Consider the following 15,524-nt stretch of genomic DNA (forward strand, 5'->3'; position numbering starts at 1 on the left):
GCCGCGGACTACATGAAGAAATCGTTCGCAGTCAGGACATGGTGGCCGGTCAGCGCGATCGAGAAATCGGCGGCCGAACCGCTATCGGTATTGCCCTCGACGACGGTGAATTCCTTGCCGCCGATCATCTGGTAGCTGTAGCGGAGCTGGCCCGGTGCGGTGAAGCGGGCAGACGTGCCGATGAAGCTGAACGCCTGGTCGCCGCGCGCGAACAGCGACGTGTTGGCGTCGATCATCGACAGGTCGATCTTGTCCTGCCCGACGGTGAAATCGGTGATCACGTCGCGCGACGACGACGTCAGGCTGTCGCCCTTCACCTCGAAGCGGAAGATGTCTGCGCCCGCGCCGCCGGTCATCGTGTCCATGTCGTCGCCACCGATCAGAATGTCGTTGCCGTCGCCACCGTTGAGGATGTCGCGACCGTCGCCACCGATCAACGTGTCGTTGCCCGCGCCGCCGTTGAGCGTGTCGTGGCCCATGCCGCCGATCAGGCGATCGTTGCCGCCCAGCCCGTTGAGCACGTCGTTGCCCCAGCTGCCGTCGAGCACGTCCTGCTCGCTGGTGCCGTTGATCGTCTCGGCGAAGATCGTGCCCGTCTTGGTGATGCCGACCACGTCGGTGACGCCGATCGTCAGCGTCTGCGTGTCGATCGCGCCACGCGCGTCGGTCGCCACCACCGTGACGCCGTAGATATTGTCGCGGTTGGCGTCGGTCGGCGCCTCGAAATCGGGTGCGGTCACGAACTTCAGTACGCCCGTGGTCGCGTCGATCGAGAAGTTGGCGCTGTCGCCGCCAGAGCCGATCGAGTATTTGATCGAATCGCCCCAAACGATGTTCGCGTCGGTCGCGGTGATCGTCGTCAGCGCGGTGCCGTTCTCGGCTATCGACAGTGCCCCCGTGGTGCCGCCACCGAACGAGGTCAGCACCGGACCGACATTGGCCTGATGGCCGATCTTGACGTCGTGCACGCCGATCGCGCCGAGATCGATCGTCAGGATCTCACCGATCTGGCTGGCGATCGTGCCGCCGCTCAGCGTCGTCCAGTCGGTCCCGGGCGCCTTAAGGTCGACGGTCACCTTGCCCTCGCCCTCGACGGTGAACGCGAGGTCGCGGCCGTCGCCGCTCAGCGTCGTCAGCGTCGCACGCATCGGCAGCGCGGTGACGTGCGTCACGTCGTCCGCGACCGCGCCCATCGTGATCGCATAGGTGCCGCCCGCCTTCGGCAGGAACACCGTGTCCGCGTCATAGGCGTACCAGTTGGCGACGCCCTTGATCACCTGGCCGTTGCTCTGGCCATCGACGTCGAGCGAGAAGGTGCCGGTGGTCGCGCCAACCGTCGCGGTGATCGTGTTGCCGACGACGGTCGAGCTGATCGTCGTGTTCTGGAACGCGCTGACGCGCCCCGCGAGATCGGCGAGCGTCACGAATTCGACACCGGCGGCGGCCGCCTGCGCGACGAAGGTCGTGAACATCTGCTTGGTGTACAGGCTGGTCGCGCCATCGGCGGCCCACATCGTCGGGCCGTAATCATGCCACGGCCACACGATGACCGGGGCGTCGGCACCGGCGGTCAGCGCGCCCAGTTCCTTCGCCCAGATCGCGCTGGCCTCGGCGACGGTCTTCTTCTGGAACTCGATCAGCGAGAAGTCGAACGACGTGTTCGGCGCCAGGTACACCTTGTCGTCGGCGGCGTTCTGCGGCGTCATGTAGCCGATCGCGTTTGGATAGCCCGCGCCGACGCCCGAATAGCCGCCGCTGAGATACGTCACGTATTTCAGGATTTCCTGGCTCGTCGCGATCTGCTCGGGCGCGCCCGGCACCGCGGCCCCGCCGACGGTCACGGTCTTGCCCAGATAGGCGCTCAGCTGCTTTTCCAGCTCGGTCCGCGACTGGCCGAACTCGAACGCGATCTGCGCATCGGTCAGCAGGTTCGTGTCCATCGGATGCGTATAGCTGTGCGTGCCGATCTCGTTGCCCGCATCGAGCAGCGCCTTGTAGATCGGCAGCGACACCGCCCAGTCGGTCGCCTGGCCGTTCGCCGGATCGTTGCCGATGTTGACGTAATAGCTGCCGACGAAATTGTAGTTCGTCTTCCACTCGGTCAAGATTGGCAACAGCTTGTCGTAGATGCCGGGCGCGGTGCCGGCCGGATTGACCTCGTCGATCTGCTTGCTCTGGTCCATATCGACGCGCGACGCGAACAACCCCGATTGACGGGTCATCTGCAACCCGACCGACAGGCCGTCACCGTGTACCGAGTAATCGATCGCCTTCTGCAGCAAATTGTCGTCGGCCATCACCGCTTCGCTCGAGAACAGCACGTTGCGGCCCCCGGTCTGCGTCGCGATCGCCGCCGAATAGGTCTGGCCGTTGACCGTCTCGGTCGCGATCGTCGTGCCCGTGCCGCTGACGCTGGTGAACGCGTTCCAGCCGACGCCGGTATATTGGCGGATGACCTGGCCGTCGCTGTAGCCGTCGAGCACGAGGTGCGACGCATCGCTCGCCTTCACCGTCACGTCGGCGGGGAATCCACCGGTCACGCGCGTGGCGTCGAACAACAGCTTCATCCGCGAATAGGAATCGCCCGCGAGCGCGGTGTTGTCCGCGCCGTTGGTCATGAACTCGCCTGCCGCGACCAGGCCGATGCCGAACTGCTTGGTCGCCTGCTCCAGCGTCTGCGCGATCAGGTCCGCCTTGCCCGCCTCGACGTTGCGGAACGACGGGAAGACGATCGTATCGTACTTGGCGAGCGTCGCCAGGCTCGTCAGGTCGCCCTCGGTCAGAATGTCGAACGGCACGCCGGCCTGCATCGCCTGGGACTGCGCGGCCATGAACAGCTGCGAATAGGCGGTCTTGCTGAAATAGGCGTTGGCGGTCGAATCGGACCAGACGATCGCGATCCGGTGCGACGGGTCGGCGACGATGCCGGTATCGTTGAAGACGGTGAAGGCGGGGTTCGAATAATTGCCCGGCAGGAACGCGGTGTCGTTGACGTCGTAGATCGTGTCGATCGCCTGCGGATTGCCGATCGCCGCCTTGGGCACCTTGAACTCGACGGTGGTACGATCGGCGGACCACGCCGCCTGCAAACCGCTGGCCACGAGCGTCTGCCCGGCAGCCCCACTGTAGAGCGATACCGTGCCGTCCGCGGCGAAGTTCACATTATACTCGGCGCCACCGGCAAAGCCGAACACCTGGTATCCGGTCTTGGCGTTACGATCCGTGTTGAGCCACGCGGTGGTGTTCGCGCCGATCGCGGTGGGGGCGGTGATTGCGAAGGCGAAATCGGCGCCATCGCTGCGCGCATAGATCGCGTATCCTGCGCCGAGGCCGCGATCGATCCGGTCGCCGACGGTCCAGTCGTTCAGATTGCCATCGAGGGTCACCGGTGTTGCGTTCGCCATCATTCGTCCCCGTTTCCGCTACGGGCCTCACCGACGGGCAAGCCAGCCGTCGTGAAGCTCGGCGCGGGCTGTAGCAAAGGCATGGGGCCATTCGTACCGCTAAGATGCGGTGATCACGCCGAACTTGTATCAACCTGGCACGGGCGATGACGCGTGAGGTTCCGGATATCGAACGGCGATCGCCTGAGCTGTTAAGCCGGTCGGGCTCCGGCCGTTACTAGGGCATGCTGTCGACGATATCTCCGACGAACCTGCTCGCGCGGGTCGCCTCCAATCCGCTCCAGCGGCCTGCCGCCCGCACGCTTCTGGAGACCGACGGCCAGATAACCCAGGAGCCGGGCTCCGACGCGACGACGGTTGGTGGCGTGATTGGCCAAATCCAACCTGCCAGAACCGAAGCATCGACCGACAAGGATATGGCGCAGAGATCTGCTGTAAACGGGAAGAAGACCATCGTCGATCAACGGACGACCGACGCGGGGCCCGTGCGGATCACCGTCATCGCCTACAGCGACGGATCAACCGAGACGCTTCAAGAGATGAAGAGCATGGATCGTCTGGCGCAGGCGGTCATGCCGATCAGGAACGCTGCACCCACGCTGGATAAAGCGATGGTGATCGACAGGCTGGCGTGATTGAACTTTGACGTGTCCAAACCGATCGGCGTTCGGCATCCCCGACTATCACCGACCTGTCGTCCTCGATCAGTTACATGACGGCGGGACGCGTCATTACGAGCCGGAACGACCTTCTGGTCAATCAACCGGAAGATGCGGCGAAACGCATTCCGTGGTTTAGCGCACATTTGTATTGGAGCGTCGGTCCGATCTGCTGGATGTCCGGCATGCTGAAGATCGTCATCGAGAAGTCTGCCGAACCATCGGCGTGGACCTGGTAACGCAGGAATTGCCGGATGGGCTTGCCATCGCGTCCGATCGTGAAGTGGTCGTCGGCGAAGGCCAGGGTTCCGTCTTCGGTCTCGCGGTACGCGTCGATACGCAGGCCTCCGCGTGTCCGTGTCGGCTTGGTTTCCGTCGATGCTGGACTACACAGTCCCAGGTCCATGACGACCGATACGGTTCGTCCGCTTTCCAGCATGCGTTCGACGGCTTGCAAGCTATCGAGCTTGGCGGTCGCGTTCGCCCCGGACGCAGATGCGCAGATCACCATACCTGAAACCACCAGGCGCTTCATCGTCATCATGGTCATAATTCCTGTCGAGATGCTGAAAATATGCCTGAATTTCAGACCGGCTTTACCTGCCGCCCGCGAAATCTACGGTGGCCTTGCAGGGCAGTTCGTCGCTGAAGATTTGCGCGACATGGTGTCCACCGTATCTGTGAGCGCCCTTTCTAGATTCCACGGAATGACGGAAAGGGCGCGTCACTATCGATCGCGATACTGTGGATCCAACGGCTCTCGAAGGCTGCTCGGTTCAGGAGTCGTGGCAGCGCACAGTGTGACTTGCCACCGGGCGCCGAGACGATCAGCCAGCAGAGCCGAGGGGGAAGATCAGCAATGTCGACGTCGCCGTTGCACACACCTTGCCATTACGATCGGTCAGCCTGGCCTCGGCAAACCCGGTACGGCGGCCGATCGACACGATGTTGCCCTCGGCTCGAACGGGACCGCTCGCATCGGTCAGCGGGCGATGATAGGCGACCTTGAGCTCCAGCGTCGTGTAACCCTGGTCGGCGGTCAGCGTCGAATGGACCGCGCAGCCGCAAGCCGTGTCGAGCAATGTCGCTGCATAGCCACCGTGCACTGCGCCGATCGGGTTGTAGACGCTCTGGTCCGGATTGCCCTCGAACACGGCACGGCCTTCTTCGAACTCGGTCAACGTGAAGTTCATGGTCCTGTTGATCGGCGGTGGTATGTTCGCAGCGATGAGTGCGTGAAGTTGTTCCAGCCCCGACAAGCGGGCTTTGTTGTCTTTGATCATATCCATGAAACATCTCTCCTAAACGCTACCTAAGGCGAACTATTCGGCAAAACAGAAAGGTTCGAACTCCGATCGAAATGGTCGGTAAGAACTATCTGATTCGCTCGCTAGCAATTTAGGGCCGTGTCGGAGCGAATAATATAGAATATCAGTTCACTCTGTCGTTCTATTCTAACCGTCTGCCTGTTCGATCTTTGCTACATGGCGAGATGTATTTGCTTGTACGTCAAAAGCTCCCGTCGCCGAGAAGGTCGTCGAAATCCGCCGGGATGGCTCCATTTATATCTCCGATAACCTTCGCCGATCGGAGAGGGCGCGAACATTTGCCGATGACAAATCTCCGCGCCCCTTTGGTCAATTAAGCGCGTAGCATTCGGATGTCGGAACGTTCGCGTCGGTCGCTGGATTGGCGCCTCTCAGAAGGCAGATGCTGTAGGCCTTCTTCAACTGAACCGTCACGATCGGGCCGTTCGTCCCGACATAGGAACTGACGACCTTGCCGCCTGCGTTCAGGATATCGGTAAGCGACTGCATCATCGGGTCGAGTTTTGTCGGGATGCTGAGCGCCTTGGTCGGCGACTTTACCGACTCTTCGAGGGGCCAGCGTGCCTCCTGCGCGAAGAGCGGGGCTGGCACGACGACCATGACGAGCGCTGCAAGATTGAGAAAAGTCTTCATGGCATTGCGTCCTTGGCAGGCATCATCGCCTGTCATTCGAGGGGGAAAATCAAGATGGTCGATGTCGCTGTGGCGCAAAGGCGGCCGTGACGGTCGAACAGGCGGCCAGCGGCAAACGCGGTGGTGCGCCCGATCGAGATGACGCGGCCTTCCGCCTGAACGGGGCCACTTTCGTACGTCGGCGGTCGGTGGTGCGCTATTTTCAGTTCGAGCGTCGTGTAGCCCTGGCTAGCGTCGAGTTGCGAATGGACCGCATAGCCACATGCGCTATCGAGCATCGTGGCTGCGTAGCCACCATGTACCGTGCCGATCCGCGTGTGGACCCGCTGGTCAGGATGGCCTTCGAACACGACCATGCCGTCTTCGACTGTGATCAGTGCAAAGCCGAGCGTCCGATTGATCCTGGGCGACGCGTTACCGGACATCATTGCGCGCAAGGCCGCGATGCCGGCATGTCTCGTACAGCGCCGGGGGCAAACGCCGTCATGCTACCCGCTAATACGATTCAGTCGGACTTCGGGGCAGGGCGCGCACTACGCCGAGGCTGGCGACGGAGAGTCTGGACCGAACACGGAGCGCGTATTGCTGTAACGGCCTGGGTTTCCGACCCGAATCGCGGACTAGCACGAGCATATCCTTCAAACCGTTATTGCGACCCATTATCATGGCCGGATCGGTCCTGCAAGCGTGGTACTATACTGGTAATGCTCCAGCGTGCCGCAGGATCTTTCGGATTCAAGCGCCTGTGCGTTGCCCCGGGGTGCCTTGCACGGCGAGCAAACCGGCAAGCAGCTTATGGACGGTGTAGGGCGGCGACCGCGAACCGTTGAGATCGAACCCACCCGATTTGATCTCTCCTTTCATGCCTGGTGGCGGCAGGCTGCAAAACCGCCCGGTGCGGTGTTCGCGTTCAACCGAAGGCTTGCTCCGTACCCAAGTCCCGGGGTGCCAACAGCATGGCTCGGCGGACATGGTCCGGGTTCGCCAGGGTGCGTGAGGGCTTGCCGATCAGATAACCCTGGATCGCGCCACATCCTTCCCGCGTGACGATGGACAATTGCGCCGGTTGCTCGATCCCTTCCGCAAGGACCGGCATATCCAGGCTGGAGCCGAGCGCGGTGACGGACCGCAGGATGGCGACTGCCTGCTCGCTATGCTCGATTTCCGCGACAAACGACGCGTCGAGCTTGATCCTGTCGAACGGAAACGAGCGCAGAACGTCGAGCGAAGAGTATCCGACGCCGAAGTCGTCCAGTGCCAGGGCGATGCCCATAGCCTTCAACTGACGAAGCTGGTTCAGGGCGAAGTCGCGGTCGTGGATGATGGCGCTTTCCGTCAATTCCAGCGAGAGCCGTTCGACCGGCAGGCCACTGTCTTCGAGCGCGGACCGCACCGTCTCGACCAGTTGAGGGTCTGACAGATGCAGCGGTGACAGGTTCACCGCAACCATGTGGCGATTGGTCCAGAGGGCGGCTTCGAAACAGGCTTGGCGCAGGACCCAGATACTCAGCGGCACGATCTGCCCGCTTTCCTCCGCTACCGGAATGAACGTTGCTGGCGAGATCGAACCGCGCGTCGGATGGTGCCAGCGGATCAGCGCTTCGTAACCGGTGATTTCGCCGGTCGCGACCGAGGCCTGGACTTGATAATGGTGTTCGAATGCGCCGGCGGCGACCGCGCTACGGAGGTCGCTGGCAAGTTCGCGTCGATCGCGGACTGCGTCATCCATCTCGGCCTGGTAGTAACATGGCTCGTCGGAGTGCAGCGATTTGGCGCGGTACATCGCCAGATCCGCCTTCGCGAGAAGCGTATCGGCGTCGAGCCCGTCATGGACCGCCAAGGCCACACCGATGTTTGCCCCGACCGACGCGGTGAACCGCTCGAACTCGAAAGGGGCCGTGAACGTCGCGCGCAGACGATCGAGGAAGTCGGCCAGGTCGGACGGAGTGTCGTAGGAGATCAAGGCAGCGAACTCGTCACCGCCAAGGCGAGCGATGCTTTCGCCACGCCGCTGGGCTGCAACGAACCGCGTGGACAGAGCGATCAGCAGTTGGTCGCCGGCTTGATGCCCATAGGTATCGTTGACCGCCTTGAAGCGCGACAGGTCCATCATGACGATCGCCATGCAAGGGCGTCCGGACTTCAATCCCAGTCGTCGACCAAGCTCTTCGTTGAAGCTCATGCGGTTGGGCAGGTCGGTCAGGCCGTCATGCAACGCCATCCGCCTGAGGCGTCGATAGGATTCGTCCTGGCTATGTCCGTCGATCAACGCGCTGAGCGCGGCGCATCCGACCACGAGCAGCGCGGCGATCGCGGTCGTGATCCCCAGAGCGGACAGCGTTCCGTCGGACAGGCCGTCGCCGAGTTGCAGAACAGCGATGTTCATTGCCGCCATGCCGGTGAAATGCAGCACCGCAACGCTCAATCCCAGCATCCCGCCAGCGCGTGCCCGCCGCCATCGGCCAGCGCGTTTCAGGATGTGAAACGCAGCCGCGGAGAGCACCGCCGAAAGGACGATCGAAGCGAGAACGTATCTCCAGTCCCACGTGACGATTCCGTCGATCCGGTACGCCGACATGCCGAGATAGTGCATCGCCGACACCGCCACGCCGATGATCGCGCCACCGGCGATACCCGTCCAACGTTGCCGCATCGCCGCGAGTGCGAGTCCGGGAACGGCGACGACGATCGCCAGAAGCAGCGAGGCAAAGGTCAGGATCGGATCGAGTACCACCGGGGCCTGCGTGCGGAAGGCCATCATCGCCACGAAATGCGTCGACCAGACCATGGTCCCGGTGCTGACCGCGGTCAGCAGGACCCAGCCGAGCCGGCTGTATCCCATCGCCGACCGGATCCGGCCGAACAATTGCACCGTCGCAGCCGAGCCGATCAGGCATACGGCGAGGGCAACCATGACGAGCCGCAGATCATGATCCTGCGTGATGCAAAGCGCGATCTTCATCATGCCGCGCTACCTTCGCGCCACAGGTCGCCACGCGCTTCCAGTGCCATCGATGCCTGGCGCGCCAGGCCCAGGAGGTAGGCGCGCTGGTCGGGCGAGGAGGGGGGGCGTGTCACGGTGTCGAGTACGCAGAGCGCACCGACATCGACACCGTTCAGAAGCGTGAGCGGGGCGCCGATATAGTAGCGAACGAACGGGTCTCCGGTAACGATCGAAAAATCGGCAAAGCGGGGATCGACTTCGGGATGGCAACATTCCAGCACGCCTGGATGGTCCAGCGTGTGCCCGCAGAAACCATTATCACGAGGTATGCAGGTTACCGCCATCCCCACGGCAGCCTTGAACCATTGGTCGTCGCTGTGGATCACGGACAGCACGGCGATGGGCGCGTCGAACGATAAAGCCGCTTGATGGACGAACCGATCGAATGCCGGTTCAGGTAACGTATCCAGAACACCGAGCCGCTTCACGGCATGGGAGCGCCGACGCTCCTGAAAGAGATTTTTGAACATCGACGGACCACCACGGCGTTAGCTAACCGCCGACATATCCAATCAAACTGTTTAGGATTGGTAATCGGTCTGCGCGAACGGATGGCGGTGCGCGATGAAATCGCAGCGTCACTCGTCGGCCTGAAAGTCCCTGACGTGGCAGCTACTTATAAGATGACGCACGCATTGATTGCCGGCATCGCTGGTCGCTATGGGCTGGCCATGGAGAGAACTGCGCTGCGGCGATCATCCTTCGCGCTGCCGACGATCAAGCCAGCCAACCGCCTGCGAAGCCAGCGCGTTGCAGACCGCGGCGGATGTGCGGGTTGCCGCGCATCGTCGTCCAGACCAGACCGGTCCGCCAATTCTCCATCATCACGACGATCGCGCCCTGGTCGATCCCGAGATAGTCGTTGTCGACCCAGCCCATCTTCGGATCGATGCTGCCATGCTTCAACGGCATCGCCGCTGCCGTCAGCGTCGGATTGAACGAGTCGAGAAATCCGTATTTGCCGTAGATCTGCGTGCGGTAGCGCCCGTGCATCGTCTCGATCGCACGGCGTGCCAGTTCCGGCTCGAACGCGATCGATGCCGCGGCTGCTGTCGGTGCCAGCGTACCGTCGTCGCGATCGTCGGGCCCGCGCGCGGAATAGCTGAAGAATTCGCGCTTGCGCCCGCCGAGGTCGATCGTGAAGTCGCCCGGCCCGTCGCAGGCTGTCAGCCCCCAGACGTCGGGGCCATAGCCGCTCCAGCCGCCCGGATTGGCGATCGCATAGGCCCGCTGCGCGCGCACCGCACGGCGGCTGTTCTCGAAATAATCGATGCCCTTCTTCGCCATGTAGCGATCGCGGATGCCGCGGAAGTCGATCCAGCAATGGCTGTATTGATGCACGAACAGCGGCGCGAAATGGATGTGCGGCTCGCCACCCCATTTGTCGGTCCACTGCGTGTCGAAGCGATCGGTCCATGCATCCCAGGTTTCGGCGGGCAAGGCGTGCGTCGGCGATCCCAGCGCCAGCACGTACAGCAGCAGCGCCTCGTTATAGATGTTCCAGTCGTGTGCGATGAACCCGCTCTCGGGGTGCCAGCCCATCGACATGAACGGCGGGCGCGGCACGATCCAGCTCCAGTCGATCGCGGCATAGAGCTGGTCCGCGAGCGCACGGATTCGCACTTCGCCGGGATGATCCGAGTCGAACCAGCTCTGCGCGAACAGCACGCCGCCGATCAGCAGCGCCGTGTCGATCGTCGACAGTTCCGCGCGCGCGAACCGGTGCCCCTTGGTGGTGCCGAGGAAGTGGTAGAACAGCCCCTTGTAGCCGCTGTCGTCGCTCTTGCTGTCGCCCTGCGGCGCGGCGGCGAAGAATTCTAGCGTGGTAAGCGTCCGGGTGCGTGCCTCGTCGCGCGTGATCCAGCCGTTGACGACGCCGATCGGATAGGCGGTCAGCGCGAACCCGACCGCGGCGATCGACGCGAACGACGGCGTCGGCCAGCGATCGGGGGCCAGCCCAGTCGTGGGGTCGGTCGTATCCCAGAAGAACCGAAAACTGCGTTCGTGCAGATCGGCAAGCAGCGCGGTCGGCATCGCCGTGCCCGTAGCGGTGCCCTTCGCGCCACCTGCCACGCTACCGAGCCGGGTAGCGGACGGCATCGCGCAGCCGGCCATAAGTCCTGCCAAGCCCAACGAAGTGCGGCCCAGCAACTGCCTGCGATCGATCATGACGTCCTTCGGTTACTGATACGCGAACAGGGGCGGGACGCGGTCATGCCGCGTCCCGCCAACGGGTTCTAGAACGAGAAGCCCGCAGACAGCTTGATCGTGCGCGGCGCGTTGCCGCCCGTGCTGTAGGTCGATCGCTGTCCGTAGTTCGGATCGAGCGGGCTGTTGTTGAAGTCGGTGTAATTGCGGTCGTTCATCACGTTCAGGATATCGAGCCGCATGCGGACCCTCGCCTGTTCGGTGATGAAGCCGACGGGCACATATTTGGTGAACGCGAAGTCCAGCTGTCGGCGGCCCCAGAGATCGCCCAAGCTGTCCGCCTGCCGTCCGACCAGTTCGCGTGAGAAGGGATCGGACCGGTCGACGAATGCCTTCAAATAGATCGGCGACTCGATCTGGAACTTGGTCGAGAAGGTCACACCGATCGGCGTATCGACGCTGCCCGCGATCACGAAGCGGTGCTGCGGCACGCCCGACGAGCGCAGCATCGGGTAATCCGAGAGCTGCGCATAATCGAGCAGATACGTGTCCCCGAATTTCCCCGTCTCTTCGGCCTGCGTGTAGGTGTAGGTCGCATCGATGCTCCACGGCGAAGCCGCCGAATAGGTCTTGGTCAGCTTGAAATAGACCGCATCCGAGTTCGTCTTGAGACCGTTCGTGCCGAGGATGATCGAGCCATAGCCGTTTGGCGAGAACGAGAAGGGCGACTGCGGCACGTCACCGGGATCGGCCGGATCGTTGAAGAAGAACGAGCCGTCGGGCCGGCGATTGCCGAGCAGGAAGGCGAACCCGTCGCGGCTGGCGATATGCGTGTAGCCGACCTCGAGTTCGACCGGCGAGAAGCGACCGCGCATGCCGAGGCTGAACTGGTCCGAATACGGCACCTTGAGATCGTTGTTGAGGAAGCGGAACTCGCGCCCGCCGCCGATGGCCGCGCTGGCCAGCTGCTGGCGTCCGGCCGCGGTCAGATAGACCGGGTTCCACGCGATGCAGGTCTGGCTGGGGATGCAGGGGTTGAGCGAATCGTTGCCGATGAAGTTGAACGTGCGGACCTGGTACGCGCCCTGGCTTGCTTCCTGCTGGAGGAAGTCGAACTGGTTGCGATCGTACGACCGGCCATAGCCACCGAACATCGAGAAGCGTCCGGCTTCGTCGAAGCGGTAGGTAAAGCCAAGCCGCGGCTGCCACGCGCCCTTGAACGCCTTCCGGTCATTGCCGTTCGAGATATAGTCGTTGATGTCGTAGTCGGCTTTGTTGAGGTTGGGGTAGTTATCTGGCGATACCGCCGCGATATTCTCGGCCGACGTGACGTAGTCCAGATAGGACGGCGTGCGCTCGTAATCCCAGCGCAGACCGAGATTGAGCGTCAGGTGGCTGGTGATATCCCAGTCGTCCTGCGCGTAGAAACCGATCTGGAAATTGTTCGACCGGACATTGGCCTGCCCCGCCGCGCCGGTTGCCCCGAACTGAAGTTTGTACGGCAGCGCATCGTTGAAGGCGACGCCGGGGATCGCGTTGACGTCATAGGTATATTCCGGGTTCGTCAGGTTCTGCTCGAGCGTGTTGAGCTTCACCCACTTCGCCTTGGCACCGACCTTGATCGTGTGCCCCTGAAGTCCAGTGAATGTGAAATCGTCCTGGATCGTCCAGCCCTTTTGGCCCTTGGTCTGGAAGTTGCCGCCGCCACCGGCACGGAGCAGGTCGGTGCGCTGGATGCCGTTGCCGATCCGCTGCGTCGCCTGGAAGAACTGTGTGATGCCGTCGGTCGCGGGGGTCGGCGCGAACAGCGAGTCCTCGTAGGACAGGCGCGCGTCGTTGATCCACTGGTTGCCGGTGTGCTGCCAGCGGAGCAGGCCACGCTTGTCGACGACCTTGTTGAGCGTCGACGTGCTGGCCGCATTGATGCCGGTCGCGTTCTGGATGCCCGACTCGTCGCGATATTTGCCCGACAGTTCGATCAGGTCGTTGTCGGTCGGCTCGATGTCGATTTTGCCGAAATACAGGTCCTGCTTGAACTGCAGCGCGAAGGTGCCAAAATTATCCTGGTATTGCTGCGGAATAGACGAGATCGGATAGCCGTTCTCGGGCCGCACGTCGTACGGGCTGGAGATGCGCTTGCCTTCGTAAGTGAAGAAGAAGTGCGCCTTGTCCTTGATGATCGGACCACCCAGCGCCGCGCCGAACTGCTTGTTGCTGGTGTCGACCTTCGGGATCGTGGTCGGAAAGATCTCGCTCGGGCGGCGATCGCGCAGTTTCTGGTTGGTGAAGTCGTAGAAGCCCTCACCGTGGAACTCGTTGGTGCCAGACTTGGTGACCGCGGTGATCGCCACCGAGCTGACCTGGTCGAATTCCGCCTTGTAGTTCGACGACAGCACCTGATACTCGCCGATGCCGAGCTGCGGGAACGGGTTGCCGGGCGAGGAATCCTGGCCGGTGATGCCGTTCTTGAGGACGTAATCCTTCTGGCTTACGCCATCGATGAAGACGTTGACGGTGCGGCTGTCCTGCGCGCCGCCCTGGATGCGCGACGCGCCGCTTGCGTCCTCGATGAACCGCACGCCCGGCGCGAGATCGGCGAAGGCGAGGAAGTTACGATTGTTCTGCGGCAACTGCTCGATCAGCCGCGACGAGATGACGCTGCCGACCTGGCCACCCGACAGCGATCGGATGCGGTTGCCGGTGACGACGATCTCGTCGCCAGCCGCCGCGGCCCCCGTAGCGGGCGTATCGCCGGGCGTGGCTTCACCGGTGGTACCCGCGGGGGCGGGCGTTCCGGCGGCTGCGAGATCGAGATCGAGGCCGGCCACCTGGCCGACGCGCAGTGTCAGCGCGTCCGAATTGCGCGTGCCATTGCGCTGCTTGATCTCGAGGCGATAGGTGCCCGCGCGCAGCGACGCGAAATTGTACGCGCCGTTCGCGTCTGCCGGCACGGTGCGCCGCAAGCCCGTGGAAATCTCGACCGCGGTGACTTCGACGACCGGATTGTCGGCGGGTGCGGTGATCGTGCCGCGCAGCGAGGCCTGGCCGACCTGCGCCGCTGCCGGCGTCGGCGCAAATAGCAGCCCGCTCGACAGCGCCGTCAGCGAGACGACCGCCGCGCGCAACATAATCTTGGTCATTGGAGTTCCCCTTTTCCCGATTGTTCGGGTTTGTTGTTGTGGACGTTGGAAAGATTCGGGCCGTGCTGGCCGTGGCTGGCCGGGCCGGTGGATTCGCGGACGATCACGATCGGTACGCGCTGCTCGACACCGCCGTCGTCGTCGCCCGCGATCGCCTTCACCAGCCGCGCGACCGCGCTGGCGCCGAAGCTGGCGATGTCGATGCTCGCCGAGGTCAGCGACGGCGAGATGAGCCGGGTCAGCGGGATGTCGTCGAATCCGGCGATCGCGATCTGGTCGGGAACGACGATGCCGGCCCGCTTGAGCGTCATCATCGCGCCGATCGCCATCATGTCGTTGGCGGCGAAGATCGCGTCGATGTCGGCGCCCTCCTCGATCAGGCGCGCGGCGGCGGCGGCGCCCGACGGCTCCTTGAAGTCGCCCGTCAGCACGCGGAGCGAAAGCCCGGCGCGCGTGCACGCCTCCTGCGCACCGCGCAGGCGCTCGTCGGCATCGATGTTGCCCGCGGGCCCGGAGATATGGACCAACCGCCGCCGGCCAGTCGCGATCAGATGCTCGACCAGCGCCGACGCGCCCGCGACATTGTCGATGCGCAGTTCGGTGCGACCCGAGTGTCCCGGCGCGCAGTTGACCAGCACGGCGGGCATGCCGCGAGGCAAGTGCGCGAGCAGTTCGTCCGCGGACACCTGCGGCGCCATCACCACCAGCCCGTCGACCCGGCCGCGCATCGCGTGCAGCGCCGCGACGCCGCGCTGCGCATCGCCGTGCATCACCATCATCATGCAGTACAGGCCGCGCTCGGACGCCTCGCGGTCCATGCCACGCAACAGTTCGGAGAAGAATTCGCCGTGCAGGTCGGGGACGACGACGCCGATCATGCCCGAGCGTGCCGAACTTAGATGGCGCGCTGCGGCGTGGGGGACATAGCCGAGCCGCAAGGCGACGCTTTCGATGTGTTCGCGGACTTCGGGGCGCACGTTGCTGTGCCCGTTGAGCGCGCGCGACACCGTCGCCACCGACACCGCGGCTTCGCGGGCGATATCACGGACAGTGGCGTGCGGCATGAAGCGTCAGTATCCCCTCTGGCACCGATCTGCGTGTTGCGACCGGCATCTTGTTCTTGATGTAACCGGTTACATGATCCAGAAGCAGGGATCAAGAACCTTGCGACGATCGTCTTTCCGGTGTGGGCTGGAGCGATCGCTACT

General features: G+C 63.3%; 11 protein-coding genes. 1 reads left to right on the plus strand and 10 read right to left on the minus strand.

The genetic code is table 11. From position 1 onward, the window contains the following. Positions 1-8: 8 nt before the first annotated feature. Positions 9-3,404: a M10 family metallopeptidase C-terminal domain-containing protein gene (locus tag IFR23_RS10685; RefSeq protein WP_192975871.1), complete on the minus strand. Its 3,396-nt coding sequence runs from the start codon at positions 3,402-3,404 to the stop codon at positions 9-11. A gap of 224 nt (positions 3,405-3,628) precedes the next feature. Between IFR23_RS10685 and IFR23_RS10690 the strand changes: the two genes are divergently transcribed. Continuing rightward, positions 3,629-4,039 carry a hypothetical protein gene (locus tag IFR23_RS10690; protein ID WP_107962080.1) on the plus strand — a complete coding sequence of 137 codons (411 nt, stop codon included), beginning with the start codon at positions 3,629-3,631 and terminating at the stop codon, positions 4,037-4,039. Between the two features lie 124 nt (positions 4,040-4,163). Here IFR23_RS10690 and IFR23_RS10695 read toward each other — a convergent pair whose 3' ends face one another. The 9 genes from IFR23_RS10695 to IFR23_RS10735 all read right to left on the minus strand — a co-directional run bounded on the left by IFR23_RS10695 (position 4,164) and on the right by IFR23_RS10735 (position 15,380). Next, positions 4,164-4,607, minus strand: a complete 444-nt coding sequence (locus IFR23_RS10695) for a VirK family protein (protein WP_197978386.1) — start codon at positions 4,605-4,607, stop codon at positions 4,164-4,166. A 283-nt stretch (positions 4,608-4,890) separates the two neighbouring features. Then, on the minus strand, positions 4,891-5,352 hold the full coding sequence (locus IFR23_RS10700; protein ID WP_192975872.1) for a PaaI family thioesterase: 462 nt from the start codon (positions 5,350-5,352) through the stop codon (positions 4,891-4,893). 348 nt (positions 5,353-5,700) lie between these two features. Beyond that, positions 5,701-6,024, minus strand: a complete 324-nt coding sequence (locus IFR23_RS10705; RefSeq protein ID WP_192144843.1) for a hypothetical protein — start codon at positions 6,022-6,024, stop codon at positions 5,701-5,703. A 32-nt stretch (positions 6,025-6,056) separates the two neighbouring features. After that, positions 6,057-6,449: a PaaI family thioesterase gene (locus tag IFR23_RS10710; RefSeq protein WP_244655593.1), complete on the minus strand. Its 393-nt coding sequence runs from the start codon at positions 6,447-6,449 to the stop codon at positions 6,057-6,059. Between the two features lie 485 nt (positions 6,450-6,934). Then, positions 6,935-8,986, minus strand: coding sequence for a putative bifunctional diguanylate cyclase/phosphodiesterase (locus IFR23_RS10715; protein WP_244655594.1), 2,052 nt, complete (start codon positions 8,984-8,986; stop codon positions 6,935-6,937). Next, positions 8,986-9,498, minus strand: coding sequence for a GAF domain-containing protein (locus IFR23_RS10720; protein WP_192975875.1), 513 nt, complete (start codon positions 9,496-9,498; stop codon positions 8,986-8,988). Before IFR23_RS10720 ends, IFR23_RS10715 begins: the two co-directional genes overlap by 1 nt. A 247-nt stretch (positions 9,499-9,745) precedes the next feature. Beyond that, on the minus strand, positions 9,746-11,197 hold the full coding sequence (locus IFR23_RS10725) for a glucoamylase family protein (RefSeq protein ID WP_192975876.1): 1,452 nt from the start codon (positions 11,195-11,197) through the stop codon (positions 9,746-9,748). A gap of 68 nt (positions 11,198-11,265) precedes the next feature. Then, positions 11,266-14,316: a TonB-dependent receptor gene (locus IFR23_RS10730; RefSeq protein ID WP_244655595.1), complete on the minus strand. Its 3,051-nt coding sequence runs from the start codon at positions 14,314-14,316 to the stop codon at positions 11,266-11,268. After that, entirely contained in the window at positions 14,313-15,380 is a 1,068-nt protein-coding gene (locus tag IFR23_RS10735; protein WP_192975877.1) for a LacI family DNA-binding transcriptional regulator, read from the minus strand. The genes IFR23_RS10730 and IFR23_RS10735 overlap by 4 nt, the downstream gene beginning before the upstream one ends. Positions 15,381-15,524: the final 144 nt, after the last annotated feature.

Origin of the sequence: Sphingomonas sp. CFBP 13603, assembly GCF_014892665.1 — a bacterium.
Lineage (GTDB): Bacteria > Pseudomonadota > Alphaproteobacteria > Sphingomonadales > Sphingomonadaceae > Sphingomonas.

Excerpts from the sequence above, each read along its gene's own strand:
- IFR23_RS10695 (WP_197978386.1), bottom strand. The coding sequence starts at position 4,607 with ATGATGACGATGAAGCGCCTGGTGGTTTCAGGTATGGTGATCTGCGCA.
- IFR23_RS10730 (WP_244655595.1), bottom strand. The coding sequence starts at position 14,316 with ATGACCAAGATTATGTTGCGCGCGGCGGTCGTCTCGCTGACGGCGCTG.
- IFR23_RS10705 (WP_192144843.1), bottom strand. The coding sequence starts at position 6,024 with ATGAAGACTTTTCTCAATCTTGCAGCGCTCGTCATGGTCGTCGTGCCA.
- IFR23_RS10735 (WP_192975877.1), bottom strand. The coding sequence starts at position 15,380 with ATGCCGCACGCCACTGTCCGTGATATCGCCCGCGAAGCCGCGGTGTCG.
- IFR23_RS10725 (WP_192975876.1), bottom strand. The coding sequence starts at position 11,197 with ATGATCGATCGCAGGCAGTTGCTGGGCCGCACTTCGTTGGGCTTGGCA.
- IFR23_RS10710 (WP_244655593.1), bottom strand. The coding sequence starts at position 6,449 with ATGTCCGGTAACGCGTCGCCCAGGATCAATCGGACGCTCGGCTTTGCA.
- IFR23_RS10690 (WP_107962080.1), top strand. The coding sequence starts at position 3,629 with ATGCTGTCGACGATATCTCCGACGAACCTGCTCGCGCGGGTCGCCTCC.
- IFR23_RS10685 (WP_192975871.1), bottom strand. The coding sequence starts at position 3,404 with ATGGCGAACGCAACACCGGTGACCCTCGATGGCAATCTGAACGACTGG.
- IFR23_RS10715 (WP_244655594.1), bottom strand. The coding sequence starts at position 8,986 with ATGAAGATCGCGCTTTGCATCACGCAGGATCATGATCTGCGGCTCGTC.
- IFR23_RS10720 (WP_192975875.1), bottom strand. The coding sequence starts at position 9,498 with ATGTTCAAAAATCTCTTTCAGGAGCGTCGGCGCTCCCATGCCGTGAAG.
- IFR23_RS10700 (WP_192975872.1), bottom strand. The coding sequence starts at position 5,352 with ATGGATATGATCAAAGACAACAAAGCCCGCTTGTCGGGGCTGGAACAA.